15 protein-coding genes and 1 CRISPR repeat array (1 of these 16 only partly in view) are annotated in these 12,565 nt (G+C 64.2%); of the genes, 11 read left to right on the top strand and 4 right to left on the bottom strand.

The features are described from left to right. Positions 1 to 115: direct repeats of the CRISPR family, unit length 24 nt (it extends 2,479 nt beyond the left edge of the window). Between the two features lie 609 nt (positions 116 to 724). The 3 genes from gapN (at position 725) to ACNO7C_RS06595 (ending at position 3,682) form a co-directional block, all read left to right on the top strand. Next, complete coding sequence (gene gapN / locus ACNO7C_RS06605) at positions 725 to 2,257, top strand: NADP-dependent glyceraldehyde-3-phosphate dehydrogenase (RefSeq protein WP_460025915.1); 1,533 nt, start codon at positions 725 to 727, stop codon at positions 2,255 to 2,257. Positions 2,258 to 2,982: 725 nt separating this feature from the next. Next, the gene (gene vapB / locus ACNO7C_RS06600; RefSeq protein ID WP_460024325.1) at positions 2,983 to 3,222 is read left to right on the top strand and encodes a type II toxin-antitoxin system VapB family antitoxin; all 240 of its coding nucleotides are present in this window, start codon (positions 2,983 to 2,985) and stop codon (positions 3,220 to 3,222) included. Continuing rightward, the gene (locus tag ACNO7C_RS06595) at positions 3,212 to 3,682 is read left to right on the top strand and encodes a type II toxin-antitoxin system VapC family toxin (RefSeq protein ID WP_460024324.1); all 471 of its coding nucleotides are present in this window, start codon (positions 3,212 to 3,214) and stop codon (positions 3,680 to 3,682) included. Before vapB ends, ACNO7C_RS06595 begins: the two co-directional genes overlap by 11 nt. 193 nt (positions 3,683 to 3,875) lie before the next feature. Here ACNO7C_RS06595 and ACNO7C_RS06590 read toward each other — a convergent pair whose 3' ends face one another. Continuing rightward, the gene (locus ACNO7C_RS06590) at positions 3,876 to 4,616 is read right to left on the bottom strand and encodes a hypothetical protein (RefSeq protein WP_460024323.1); all 741 of its coding nucleotides are present in this window, start codon (positions 4,614 to 4,616) and stop codon (positions 3,876 to 3,878) included. 160 nt (positions 4,617 to 4,776) lie between these two features. On the opposite strand from ACNO7C_RS06590, the gene ACNO7C_RS06585 reads away from it, so the two are divergent. Continuing rightward, on the top strand, positions 4,777 to 5,130 hold the full coding sequence (locus ACNO7C_RS06585) for an AbrB/MazE/SpoVT family DNA-binding domain-containing protein (protein ID WP_460024322.1): 354 nt from the start codon (positions 4,777 to 4,779) through the stop codon (positions 5,128 to 5,130). A 149-nt stretch (positions 5,131 to 5,279) separates the two neighbouring features. After that, positions 5,280 to 5,501, top strand: a complete 222-nt coding sequence (locus ACNO7C_RS06580) for a type II toxin-antitoxin system VapC family toxin (RefSeq protein WP_460024321.1) — start codon at positions 5,280 to 5,282, stop codon at positions 5,499 to 5,501. Between the two features lie 97 nt (positions 5,502 to 5,598). Here the strand turns inward: ACNO7C_RS06580 and ACNO7C_RS06575 are convergent, their stop codons facing one another. After that, positions 5,599 to 5,811 (bottom strand): hypothetical protein, encoded by a 213-nt coding sequence (locus tag ACNO7C_RS06575; RefSeq protein WP_460024320.1) that lies wholly within the window; start codon positions 5,809 to 5,811, stop codon positions 5,599 to 5,601. Between the two features lie 209 nt (positions 5,812 to 6,020). Between ACNO7C_RS06575 and ACNO7C_RS06570 the strand changes: the two genes are divergently transcribed. The 4 genes from ACNO7C_RS06570 (at position 6,021) to ACNO7C_RS06555 (ending at position 9,537) form a co-directional block, all read left to right on the top strand. Continuing rightward, positions 6,021 to 7,562: an APC family permease gene (locus tag ACNO7C_RS06570; RefSeq protein WP_460024319.1), complete on the top strand. Its 1,542-nt coding sequence runs from the start codon at positions 6,021 to 6,023 to the stop codon at positions 7,560 to 7,562. 87 nt (positions 7,563 to 7,649) lie between these two features. Further along, on the top strand, positions 7,650 to 8,099 hold the full coding sequence (locus ACNO7C_RS06565) for a nucleotidyltransferase domain-containing protein (protein WP_460024318.1): 450 nt from the start codon (positions 7,650 to 7,652) through the stop codon (positions 8,097 to 8,099). After that, the gene (gene hepT, locus ACNO7C_RS06560) at positions 8,086 to 8,514 is read left to right on the top strand and encodes a type VII toxin-antitoxin system HepT family RNase toxin (RefSeq protein WP_460024317.1); all 429 of its coding nucleotides are present in this window, start codon (positions 8,086 to 8,088) and stop codon (positions 8,512 to 8,514) included. Before ACNO7C_RS06565 ends, hepT begins: the two co-directional genes overlap by 14 nt. A gap of 96 nt (positions 8,515 to 8,610) precedes the next feature. Next, entirely contained in the window at positions 8,611 to 9,537 is a 927-nt protein-coding gene (locus tag ACNO7C_RS06555; protein WP_460024316.1) for a hypothetical protein, read from the top strand. Here ACNO7C_RS06555 and ACNO7C_RS06550 read toward each other — a convergent pair. Further along, a complete protein-coding gene (locus ACNO7C_RS06550; protein ID WP_460024315.1) occupies positions 9,534 to 10,562 on the bottom strand; it encodes a pyridoxal-phosphate-dependent aminotransferase family protein in 1,029 nt (342 codons plus the stop codon). The two genes, ACNO7C_RS06555 and ACNO7C_RS06550, sit on opposite strands and share 4 nt — an antisense overlap. Next, positions 10,559 to 11,464: a D-2-hydroxyacid dehydrogenase gene (locus ACNO7C_RS06545; RefSeq protein ID WP_460024314.1), complete on the bottom strand. Its 906-nt coding sequence runs from the start codon at positions 11,462 to 11,464 to the stop codon at positions 10,559 to 10,561. Before ACNO7C_RS06545 ends, ACNO7C_RS06550 begins: the two co-directional genes overlap by 4 nt. Positions 11,465 to 11,665: 201 nt before the next feature. Here ACNO7C_RS06545 and ACNO7C_RS06540 point away from each other — a divergent pair, with 201 nt between their 5' ends. Together ACNO7C_RS06540 and ACNO7C_RS06535 are read left to right on the top strand one after the other, a co-directional pair. Continuing rightward, complete coding sequence (locus tag ACNO7C_RS06540; protein WP_460024313.1) at positions 11,666 to 11,884, top strand: hypothetical protein; 219 nt, start codon at positions 11,666 to 11,668, stop codon at positions 11,882 to 11,884. After that, positions 11,829 to 12,182 (top strand): hypothetical protein, encoded by a 354-nt coding sequence (locus tag ACNO7C_RS06535; protein ID WP_460024312.1) that lies wholly within the window; start codon positions 11,829 to 11,831, stop codon positions 12,180 to 12,182. Before ACNO7C_RS06540 ends, ACNO7C_RS06535 begins: the two co-directional genes overlap by 56 nt. The last annotated feature ends 383 nt before the right edge of the window (positions 12,183 to 12,565 follow it).

Raw genomic sequence — 12,565 nt, 5'->3', positions numbered from 1 at the left:
CTACACATCCAGGGTGAACCCAGCGTACACCATCACGTTTAAAACAAGAAAGACTAAGAGAGGCGGGGAGCGACTGCGCCGCCGAGGTGCAGTTTAAAACAAGCAAGACTAAGAAATAATTGTTAAGGTAAGAATCGCATGATTTAAATAAAAGTTTTTTTATGATTTATTGCACGTGGATGGGATAAAGATTTGGCACAAAGCGAGCAAGACTAAGAGTTCAAACCCCTATGCATTGGGACGACCTTTGTTTGAAATTAGAAAGACTAAGAGTCATCTTCATCGTCATCAGGCGCTGCTTTTTTATTCTATGATGAGTTTAAAACTACCAAGGCCAGGGTTAGTTAGGTTAGTAAGGTTTGATTTTGATAATATAAGGGAAGAATTCAAAGCCCTAGCTACCTCCTTAGCTGAGGGTGGCTGAAACTGAGAGGATTATTTGCCACTCTTTAGGCGTGAAGGCCTGCCTCGCACGTTAACCTTGCTTGTTGGAGACAAGCTAATCAGGTGTGTTATCGCCGCAGTGTTAGGAGCGAGGTCTGCGGCGGTGCTGGGGCGTGTCGCTGGAGCGCTGGGGGCTGGCGGCTAGCCGAGAGCGGGGGTTGGGCTGGTGTACTGGTTGTGGTCTCGATATGTCGGTCTGAGTTTTAGTATCGCTCGGGGATACGCTGGTTTTTTACGGCTTGGGGTTTGCTGTTGCCTGGTGGTTTGCGTGGCTGGGGGCTTGGGTAGGGTTGAGCTTCGGGTTAAGGGGGATGTCTTCTCCGGGATCTTCGAGGAGGCTGGCGGGGTGCTGAGGTTCAAGACGTACTTGGCTGGCGAGTGGGTTTCGGCTGACGAGTACACGAGGGTGAGGAGCCCGATCGACCTGTCGGTGGTGGCGGAGGTGCCTAGGCTTTCCTGGGGGCAGGTGGACGCGGCGCTGGAGAGGGTGTACAGGAGGGGGAGGTGGGCGATCAGGGATACTCCTGGGTGGAGGAGGCTGGAGCTCTTTGAGAGGCTCGCGGGGCTCCTGGAGAGGTACAGGGAGGACCTTGAGTGGTCGCTGGTGGTGACGGCGGGGAAGACGCGGAGGCAGGCGGCGGGGGAGGTGGACTCCAGCATCATCAGGCTCCGGAGGGCAAGCCTTGACGCGAGGAAGATCTTCGGGGAGTACGCGCCGGGGGACTGGGACTCGACGACGGCTGGGACCGAGGCTATCGTGAGGAGGGAGCCATACGGCGTCGTGCTGGCTGTCGCGCCGTTCAACTACCCGCTCTTCGACAGCGTCGCGAAGTTCACGTACAGCGTGGTCGCGGGGAACGCGGTGGTGCTGAAGCCCCCGTCCGCTGACCCCCTGCCGGTTCTTCTCTTCGCCAGGCTGGCTGAGGCGGCGGGCTTCCCGGCTGAGTCCTTCGCGGTCGTCACGCTGCCGGGTAGCGAGAGCGACAGGCTGGTCTCGGACGACAGGGTGAGCGTGATCAGCTTCACTGGGAGCAGCGAGACGGGCAGGAGGATCCTTGCCAGGGCTGGGATCAAGCAGTTCGTGATGGAGCTGGGCGGCGGGGACCCGGCGATCGTGCTGGCGGACGCCGACCTGGAGCTGGCCGCGGAGAGGGTTGCCGCCGGGGTGTACAGCTACTCGGGGCAGAGGTGCGACGCGGTGAAGCTGGTTCTCGTCGAGAGGCCCGTGTACGGGGAGTTCACCGAGAGGCTTGTGCGGGAGCTCTCCAAGGTGGTGGTCGGCGACCCGAGGAGCCCCGATACGGTGATGGGCCCGCTGATCGACGAGGGGGCTGTCGAGGAAATGCTGAGCGCGGTGGAGGAGGCGGTGAGGATGGGCGGGCGGGTGCTGTACGGCGGCCGCAGGCTGGGCCCCACGCTGGTTGAGCCGACCTTGGTTGAGGTGCGGGACAAGCAGGCGCTCAGGGGGATGCGGCTGTACAGGGAGGAGGTCTTCGCCCCCGTGGCCGTGGTGACCGACTTCCAGAGCGAGGAGGAGGCCATCGAGATCGCCAACGGGAGGAGGTACGGGCTCGACGCCGCGGTCTTCGGCCGTGACCTGGAGCGAATAAGGAGGCTGGTCAGGTTCCTGGAGTTCGGGGCGATCTACGTCAACGACATGCCGAGGCACGGGATCGGCTACTACCCGTTCGGCGGCCGTAAGGACTCGGGCATCGGGAGGGAGGGGGTGGCGTACGCGGTCGAGCACGTGAGCGCGTACAAGACGATCGTGTTCAACTTCAAGGGGAGGGGCGTCTGGAGCTACGCGGAGTGAGCATGCTGGTGCAGCCCGACGGCAATCTTTTGCGTCGCCTGATGCGCACCGCCTAGGCTAGGGTGCGCGCCAGCCTGCTGTACTTGGGCTCGGTGAGGAGGACCCGCCTCTCGAGCCTCCTCGAGAGCTCCTCGCGTGCGAGGAATCCGCACAGAACTTCTGCTCCACACGCTCACACCTAGCCGTGCTGCACGGCGTGCCTGCGATATGTTTTCTGCGCGTCGAGGGGGTTAGCAGGCGGTATGCGGTTATCCGCGGTAAGCGTAGGGGTTTCCTGGGATGTTCCTGCGGCTTAGCGTGCTGGCCGAGCCGGGGGTTATGGGGGAGGTTCTAGCGCATAGTGTGTGAGGGGTGTGCTTGCATCGAGGCACTGCCGCGGGGTCGCACCGTCCTAGGGGCAAGTCGCTGGGCTTAGCCTCTAAAAGGTGGAGCTGGGTAAGCGGGGGGTTGTGCTTCAGTACTGCTTTGGGGAGTTGCGCTCGCCTGATGCCGGTAGCTAACTCCGTGCCCCTCATGGGGCTGACCGGCACTGTGCAGGCTAGCAGGCCCTGCTGATGCTCGACGTTGGCGCTACGGCACTGAGCTCGATGAAGCCGCGCTGTGGCTCGCAATCTTGCTTTGAGCTCAGGGTGGCGGGGGCCCGGCTAGAGCGCACAGAGTCCCCCTTTGTTAACTTAGCTTGTTAACAGCAAGCTTATTAAGGCTGTTAGCGTTAATGTGTTACGGTGGGCGGAGTGGGGTCGACGGTCGTGCTGGGGATCAGGGTGCCCAGGCAACTCAAGGAGGAGCTGGAGAGGCTGGGAATAGACTACGCTAAGGAGGTGAGGGAGTTCCTGGCCAGGCGGGTCAGGGAGGAGAGGGCGAGGAGGCTCAGGGAGGAGGCTGAGGCCCTTGCGAGGGAGATCGGGAGGCTGAGCGGCAACTACGCGGCGGAGTTCGTCCGGGAGGTGCGGGATGAGCGGTAGCGTTGTCGCCGACGCTAGCGTCCTCGTCAAGTGGTTTGTCCCCGAGGACTTCTACGAGCAGGCGTCGGCGCTGAGGGACGACCACCTCTTCGGGCGCGTCAGGGTCGTCGCGCCGTGCACCGCGCCGGTGGAGGTGGCGAGCGCGCTTAGGAAGTACGTCGCGAGGGGGTTCCTCGACGCGGGTCGCGCGCTGCGGGCCTTGGAGCTGCTCTGGAGGATGGAGGTCGGGCTGGTGGGCGTTGACGAGGGGCTGCTTCGGGCGGCGCTGGAGTTCAGCCTGGCGAGGGGTGTGAGCGTGTACGATGCGCTCTACGTGGCACTGGCGCGCTCGCTCGGGACCGTCGTGTACACGGCGGACGAGAGGCTCTTGAAGAGCATGGGCGGCGAGGAGCCGGTTAGGCACATCAGGGACTACACCGGGTCTGGCTCGGCGCCTGGTGGCGAGCCGCAGACTCGCTGAGGGTCTAGGCTCTTGGGGTCGGCGGTGGCGCCGGAGGAGGCTCAGCTGATCCTAGACAGGCTCGTGCTGGGGGCTTTCGGATCTCAGCGGGTCTCTACGCGAGGATTAGGGAGGAGCTCGCGAAGACCGGCAGGGGCTAGAGCCTGCACGCCAATTAAAGGGTGTCGGGCCCGCGGGTAAGGGGCTTGCGGCTTCACCTCTCGTAGCTGGCTACGGTGTGCAGCCCGAGGCTGCGCGCCCTCTCCTTGGCGGATGGGTAGATGAGGTAGCCGAAGAGCACGCCTATGGTCCTGCACGTGAGGGCCTCTGAGGCCGGCTTGTAGACGCGCCTGTAGAAGCGCTCGACGTCGGAGTCGCTGATCTTGGACTTGACCTCTCCGAGGACGACGACCCTCTCCCCGTTGAGGGAGCCCTCCCCGTAGAGGTTCACCTCCACCTCCTCCCCCCTCACCTTGAGGAACTCCCTCCTCAGCTCCCCAACCTCGACCCCTAGGTGCCTGTGCAGCCAGCCGGGGAGGTCCACCCTCGCGATGTCCTCGAGGCCGAAGCCCACGGTCTCCGAGAGCCTCCCCACCTCGACTCGGAGAGCGTCGAGCCCCTCAGCCAGCTTCGCCACAGCGATCTCAAGCCTGGCAACCGCGTCCTCCAGCTTGCCAGTACGTGCCTCGAGGGCTGCGAGCCTCTCCTCCGACTTTGCTTGGGCTTCAGCCAGCTTGGCGATTGCCTCCTCCAGTCGACCTACACGGGCCTCGACTTCCGAGAGCCTCTTCTCGGACTTGGCCTGCCCTCTGGCTAGCTTGGCGAGGGCTTCCTCGAGCCTCTTGGCCGACGCTCTGAGGTCCTCTAGGCCCAAGAGGCCCGCCACGGCGTAGCGTAGCTCCTCGTCCTCCTTGAGCAGGTCGAGCAGCCTTTTCCGGAGCTCCAGCTGACTCATCAGTTCCACTTAATGTGGGTTAAAAAGCTTATAAAAGCGTTAAGACGAGGGGTGAAGCTGGGGCTACTGTTTCTACTGCGAGGCAAGCGCTTCGATGTTGTCTGCTCGCCTAAGCACCCAAGCTGAGTAACATATAAAGCAAGGTTTGGAAGAAGCATGAGTGACGGCTGGAATCCGCATGAGGGTTGGCCCCAAAGGACGGGAAGAGCTCGTCTCCGAGGAGGAATACCACAGAAAGCTCCTAGTGAGGGTCGGTCCCAAGGGAGAGGTAATTATCCCGAGGGCGCTTGGAGAGGCTTACCGGATCGTGGAGGGGGGTTACGTGTTCATCGAGCCGACGGAGCGGGGGATCCTGCTCAGAGGAGTCGAGGACCCGGAGGAGGTTGTGAGGTGGATCAGGGAGAGGAGGGCTAGGGTGGGGGGAGGGGAGGCTAGGCTGGGCGAGCTGGAGGGAGTGGATCTGGAGGAGTACCTGCGAGAGTCTTCGTCGACGCCAGCCTGGTCGTCTACCTGAACGTGAAGATGCCTGTTGAGGAGGCGGAGCTGGTGGAGCGATTCTGGCTGGAGCTGCTCAGGGACACGAGCTGTACACGAACGTCTTGGCGCTGGACGAGGCGATCTACGTTTCGCAGAGGAAATACGGGGTGCCCTTCGCTGACACTCTTGAACTGGTGGGCAGAGCTGTTCTGCCCTACGTCGAGGTTCTCGCCGTGGGGGGTTAGAGAGTACCTGAAGGCTAGGGAGTTCATGCTGAGGCATGGGTTGAAGCCGTCTGACGCCCTCCACGCCGCCACAGTGGTGACGCATGGCCTGCAAGCCGTGGCCTCTGAGGATAGCGATTTCGACCGCGTGGGTGTTAAGAGGATATGGGTTCAGCGCCCCTAAGAGCAATGCTCGCCAGTTGCAACTGCTCTCAAGGGAGCCTCCTCGCTCGTGCTGGTAAGGTAAGGGGAGAGATCAGGCAACCAGTTTCCGCGGAACCCTAGCGGCTTGCGCCGAGGTGCTTGGAGAGGTACCTGTTCCATGTCGCTGAGGCCAGGTAGCCCGCCGCGGCTCCCTCGAGCGTCCGGGCGGCCAGGATGAGTGCGTAGAGAGCTGGGTTCATCCCGAGGAAGCCGAGGGCCACCGCCGCCGTCATCAGGGCGCTGTGAGCGCGGAGCTCGCCGCCGGCGTGCTCGACCCTCTTAACCATCATGAACCATACGTGGCTCAGGCTTTTATGGTGCTCCTTTTCCAAGGTTTTAAAAAACCATGGCGGGGCTTTCCGTTCTGACCCTCAACCTGCGGTGGGATGCTCGGGGCTCATCCCGCTTGAGAGGGTCCCGCCACGGGTGCTCTCCGGGGTCGATTACCGACGCGTATAGATTGGAAAGGCTCAAAAAGCCTCGGACAAGTTGGAGGGCTATGCGTCGGGAGCTCAGGCGCGTCCTCGGCTTGGCGGCTTTGACCGGAGTGAGCGTTGGGAGCATGGTGGGCTCGGGCGTGTTCTCGACTCCCGGGCTGCTAGCCTCCGTCGCCGGCCCCTCCGCGGTGCTGGCTGTGCTCCTCATGGGCGGCGCGACGCTCGTGCTCGGGCTGGTGTACGCTGAGCTGGGGACGCTTTTCCCGAGGGCCGGCGGGGTGTACTACTTCCCGCGCGAGATCCTCGGCGACTTCCTGGGCTTCGTAACGGGGTGGAGCTACTACCTGTCCTGCGTCGTGGGGACGGCCGCGATCATATACTCCTTCGTCCTCTACCTCTCCTTCTACGCGCCCTGGCTCGCGGAGGGCCTCACGCTGACGGGCTACGGGGTGGGCCTCTCGCTGGCTATCCTGGCCGTCGTCACGTACGTGAACGTCAGGGGGGTTAGGCTCGGCGCAGGCCTGAGCCTGGCTCTGACGGTGGCGAAAGTCGCCGCGATCGCCGCGGTCTCGGCGGCGCTGCTGCTCCGCTTCAAGCCCTCGAACTTCTCCAGCCTCGCCCCCTACGGGGCGCAGGGCCTGGCGCTCGCCGTGGCGTTCGGGTTCTGGATGCACGCCGGCGTCGAGTCTGTGAGCCTGGTGGGCGAGGAGGCGCTGGATCCCCACAGGAACATCGCGAAGAGCCTCCTCCTGACCATCTCGCTGGTGACGCTCGTCTACGCCCTCGCGTTCGCCGCGTTCGTCGGCTCCGTTGACTGGGGGCTCCTCGGCCTGCGGGAGGGGGACTGGGCCTCCCTTGCTAACCTCTCCTCCCCCTTCGCGGACGTCGCCCAGTCACTCGGCATGCCCGCCGTGGCCCACCTGGCGTTCATCGGAGCCGCGCTGAGCACGCTGGGCTGCTTCTCCGCCTGGGTGCTCCTGCAGGGCAGGGTCGCCTTCGCCCTGGCTCGGGAGTCGAGGCTCTGGGCGAGGCTCGGGGAGGTCCACCCGAGGTTCGGCACGCCGGCCAACGCCCTGGCCTTCTCGTCCCTTCTGACCGGCCTGGTGATGCTCGCTGTCCCCTCGTTCCCCAGCGTGGTGCTCCTGTCGATGATCGCCGCGTTCCTCGCGTACGCGACGAGCTCCCTGTCGCTCCCCGTATCCCGGAGGATGCTCCGGGATGCAGCGAGGCCGTTCAGGGCCCCCGCGCCGCTGCTGCTGGGCTGGCTGGGCTTCGCCCTCTCGACCCTCTACATGTACTGGGCCTGCTGGCCCTGGACCCTCACCGGCTCGTTGCTGATGCTCCTCGCCGTCCCGGTCTACAGGGTCTTCTCGAGGCTCAGCGCCGCGGAGCTCAGGAGGTCCTTGTGGTTGCTCGCCTACGTGGCTTCCGTGCCGATTCTCTCGCTGCTGGGCGACAAGACCTTCACGTACAGCAACTTCCTCCCGGTTGAGCCCCTCGGCCTCATCCCCACTCCCTGGGACGCGGCCGCCCTGCTTGCGGTCGCCACGGCGTTCTATGTCTGGGGCTATTATTCCGCGGTCGGGCCGGCCAAAGTCGAGTGAGGCGCGCCGTGCCCCCCCCCCTTCCCCCTCAACGCGGGTGCAGGGTTCGCGAGCTAGGCTTATAAGGGAGGCGGTCGAGGCGTTGGTGTGGGCGTCGAGGCGTTCAGGGAGCTTGTGTCGAGCAGGCTGGCCGGCAGGGTTGTCTTCGTGTCGCTGTTCGGCTCCGTGGCTGAGGGGAGGGCTGGCGGGCTGAGCGACGTGGACGTGGCCGTGCTACCAGAGAAAGTGGACGCTGAGGGCAGGCTTCTGCTGGCTACCGAAATAGCGGAGCTGGCATCCGGGGCGTTCGGCGTCCCGGAGGACCGCGTCGACGTCGTGTTCCTCGACTCGGATGACCTGCCGATCGGGCTCGCCTACAAGGCGGCGGTTAGGGGAGTGACGGTCTACTGCGCGGAGAAAGCAGCCTGCAGCGAGCTGAAGCTGAGGATCCTGTCGGAGTTCCTCGACTTCCAGGTCTTCCGCGAGAAGATGGACCTAGAGCGAAGGTACATTGAGGCGCTGAAGCGCAGGGTGGGCTTGGGCCTTGAAGCTCGGTAGCCTCCTCAAGATCATCGAGAGGAATGTCTCGCTCCTGGACGGCAAAGTGGTGGAGCTCGGCGTCTCCGGCCTCCTTGGGGACGAGTTCCACCTCAACTCAGTCCTGCACATCCTCCAGACGTCCTCCCAGGCTCTGATAGACCTCGCTTCCCACGTGATCGCCGAGGCTGGGCTAGGCTACGTTGAACGCTACAGGGACATCCCGAAGGTGCTCTACGAGGCGGGGGTGCTCTCGGAGAGCGAGGCGGCGCTCCTGAGGAAGATCATCGGCTTCAGGAACGTCGTGGTTCACGGCTACACCGGCGTTTCCGTGGAAATTATCAGGACGATCCTCGAGGAGAAAAGGTACCGTGACATAGTGCTACTGGCTGTTAAGCTTGCGGAGTGGGGTTACCGCGCGGGTATCGACCCGTAACCTCCCTTGAGGCGCGGCGCGCAGTACGGAAAGGAGGTCTCCGAATAAGCAACTCCTGCAGCGCAAAGTTTTATCGCGAGCTCCGTTTTGGATCGTGTGCCTCGCTCTAGGCTCCGTGTTGCGCTGATCGCCCTTTCGGTTATCACTGTTGCCTCTATCCTCGCCGCACTCTTCGTCCACCAGCACCGCTTTGCCGCGAGCGAGGTGAAGGGGCTTGAGGAAAGGTTCCTCGAAGCCTACGCTCACGACCCTGAGTTCCGCGAGGCTGTCGAGTCGCTCAGGAGGATGGTCCTGGATCCCGAGGCAGAGTTCGACAGGGGGAGAGCCTTCGAGCTCTTCAACCTCATCTTGTCCAAGCTCGGCCTGCCCAGCATGCCTCCCGAGTACTTCAACTGGGGGAAGTCGGTGAGCTCCAAGGCCGGGGCTCCACCCCCGCCGGTGGCCTGCGGCCCACCGCCCCAGCTCGTGCTGAGGATCGTGCAGCCCGCTGTGGACGTCGAGGCCGGGAACGGGGTCGAGGGGGTCTACGCCTGCTCTTTCAGCACGGATGGGGCTACCGCCGTTGAGGTCACTGTGGTGTTCGGGGACGAGGACAGGGGGTCTCCTGGGTCAACGGAGGACCTCTGGTACGACGCCTGGAGGCTGGTCTCCTGGGGCAGGATAAAGGACGTGGAGACGTTCTACGTGGTCCTCTCGGAGCAGGGCGACTATGTGAAGTTCCAGGGCTTGGCGCTCGTCCTTAACAGGACGCTCGGCCTCAGGAGCGTGGCGCCCATAGGGAGCGGAGGCGCCGGCTTCTCCACCTCAGCCCACCGTGAGGGTCTGGAGGCCTTCAGCGGCCCCGCGCTCACGCTCTACGTGAACACCTGGAACCACGCGCTGAGCACAGTCGACGCCAACCCGGAGCTCGAGAAGCGCGTCTACACCTACAACCTCAGCGGGGTGAGCGTGGCGTCTAGGGTGGACGTTGAGAACACCCTCTCAACGCTGAGGTACGCCAGCGAGGTCAGGCTGAGGCCCTAGCCCGCGTACTTGTTGAGAACCGCCGCGACGGCCTCCAGGTCTCCTGGCTCGATTTCGCCCATGAGCCCCACCCTGACCACCTTCCCCTTCAGCTCGCCCATACCGCCTGCCACTACGTAGCCCTTGATGGCCAGCTCCCTAATCGCGTCGCTCGCTCTCGGCAGGAGGAAGGCCGCGACCGTGTTGCTCCTTACGCTCTCGTCCTTCACTAGCGGCTCGGCCTTGACGGCGCTGTAGATCAGCCTGGCCCTCTCGGCGTGGAGCCGCTGGTAGCGCGGCAGCCCAGTCTCCAGTATGAGGTCGGTGGAGGCCTTGAGCGCGTACACCGCGCTTATCGGGGGAGTGTAGGGGGTCTCATGCTCGCGGAGGGCTTCGAGGAACTTGTCCAGCCTCATGGAGGGCGGCACGCCCAGGGTTGCGCGGGGCCTGGAGGAGAGGTAGAGCACCGCGGCCCCCGGCACGGCGAGCAGGGCCTTGTGGGAGGCGGTTGCGACAACGTCGACCCCCTCGGGTAGAGGCTCAGCAGGGAAGCCGGAGACGCTGTCCACTAGCAGCAGAGCGCCGAGGCTGTGCGCAAGGTCCCTCAGCCCGTCGAGGTACCTCGCGGCCACCGCTGTGCTGGTCTCGTTGTGGACAACGGCTATTGCCTTCAGGCCGGGGAGCTTGAGGGCCTCGTCCGACACGCTCTCGAGCGGCACGGCCCGCCCTGGAGGCGACCTGAGCGCGTGTACTTCGCACCCCCTGCTCCTGAGCGAGTCCACCAGCCTCTCCCCGAAGACGCCGTGCACCACGGCCAGGACCCTGTCGCCCGGCCAGAGGTAGTTGTACACCATCGCGTCGACGGCGAGCGTCCCCGTCCCGGGGAGGATCACGGGCTCTGCTCCGGGGTAGAGGCTGGAGAGGTTCTCGAGGACGCCCCGCAGGATCTCCCTGAACTCCTCCCCCCTGTGGTAGAGCGGCTGCCTCGCGAGCGCTTCAAGCACCCTGCGCGGCACCTGCACCGGTCCAGGCGTCAGGAGCTTCACAGCCTCTCCACCGCCTCCGCTATCGCGTGGGCCAGCTCCTCACCTATCCTCTCCTGCGCCTCCACAGTCTCGGCCCCGATGTGGGGCGTCACGATCACCTTGGGGTGCGCCACGAGCCTCCTGAGGGTCTCGCTCCTCGGCGGCTCCTCCTCCAGGACGTCTAGCGCCGCGCCGCCGAGGCAGTCGAGGCTGGCGAGGAGGGCTTCCGCGTCCACGACCTCGCCGCGGCTGGTGTTCACCAGGAAGGCTCCATCTTTCATGGCCGCTAGCTCGCGCCAGCTGATCATCCTCCTAGTCTGGGGAGTAAGGGGGACGTGGAGCGTCACCGCGTCCGACGACTCGAGCAGCTCCCAGAAGCCAACCTGCTCGGCCCCCGCCTCGCGTGCTTCCCTTGAGGCGTCCACGACGTCGTGGACGAGGACCCTCATGCCGAGGCAGGAGGCGTACCTGGCAACCAGCCTGCCCACCCTGCCGAAGCCGACCACCCCAAGCGTCTTCCCGCGGAGCTCTCGCCCCAGGAAGGCGGACTTGCTCCACACCCCCCTCTTCACGGAGTCTATGTGCTGGTAGAGGCTCCTGTGAAGCGCTATGAGCAGGCCTAGGGTCAGCTCCGCCACGCTGGCCGCCGAGGCTCCGGGTGCGTTCACCACGGCCAAGCCCCTGCTCACCGCGTACTCCACGTCGACGTTGTCGAGGCCGACGCCGTACCTGGCGAGCACCCTGAGGCTGGGGGACGAGTCCATAACAGCGCGGTCTATCCGTAGCCTGCCCCGGAAGACGAGGACGTGGTAGCCGTTAAGGCCCTGGAGGAGCTCCTCCCTCGTCACCCCTGGCCTGTAGTCGATGGTGAAGCCGAGACCGCTCAGCCTAGTGAGGAAGCTCTCAGGAACCCTGTCGACCACGAGCACTCTGCTGACAAAAGCGACGCACCACGCAACCAGGCTTTTGGGACGGGATTTAAGCTTTACCCAGAGTGGGCTGGAAAACTTTCAGCCGATGGCTGAAGCCGCGAGTCCTTTCCGGTAGGCTCTACACCTGTACAGGCCACTCTAGGGAACCTTGGGGGTGAAGCTTTAATAGACAAGGGGCGCTTAGAGCACGCGATGCTTGAGCCCGAGAGGCGCTTGAGGGCGCTGCTCGCCAGGGAGATCGTGCGGGAGAGGCTGGGCCTCAGGAGGGTTAGGCGGAGGCCGGGGGGCCCTGAAGTTGAGAAGGCGGCAGCGCTTGCGCTCCTCTACTGGGAGCTCTTCAGAGGGGTGGACTGGGTTGGGGGAGAACTTAGAGCGAGAGCTAGCCGGGGAGATAGGGAGGGCGCTGGCTAACGGCTCCGTCCTCGAGGTGCTGGCCGCGGTCAACACGTTCCTCGCGGAGAGGGGGCTTGGCAGGCTGGTCATCGTGGGCGGCTTCGCGGTCGAGATCTACAGCGGCGGAGCCTACAGGACGGGCGACGTGGACGTGGTTGTTGAGGGGGCGGCGGACCTCCTGCGGGGGGCCCTCGGTCTGTTGGAGGAGTGGAGGAGCAGGGTGTGGCCGCGCCTGGCTCATCTGCCCCCTTCACCGATCCGAGGGCCCCCTCTTCGGGGTCATGGGTCGCCCCTTTCGGGGCGGGCCGCATGCTAGCGGCCTTCAGCCCGGGTCGCCGCGGGCACATCCCCTCCTCGCGCCGCGCGCAGCACCCACCCACAGCCCCCTTGACCGGGGTGGGAACTGGTGACTCCCACTACCTCCAGCCGGTTTAGGGGTTTATCTCCCTTTTGCTTTGAAGGCTGAAAGTGAAATCACTTATTATACCTCCTAAGGGGTGGGGCTTAGAGCAGGCACTGACTGGCGAGGGGCTGTCGAAGCTAGGGCCAAGAGGCCGGCAGAGAGGGGGACAACTGCTAGCGACGCAAGAACGCCGATTAGTATGGCATGCAACTTGCCTACCTTCATTCCATATGAAAAGGTAAGCGGGTGGTTGATTAACTTTGCGCTCAGGGCTGCGTGTATGCAAGCCGCCCTGC

The sequence above is a fragment of the Infirmifilum tikiterense genome (genome assembly GCF_054696565.1).
The sequence above is the reverse complement of the archived record's forward strand: the minus strand, read 5'-3'. Positions and strand labels throughout refer to the sequence as shown.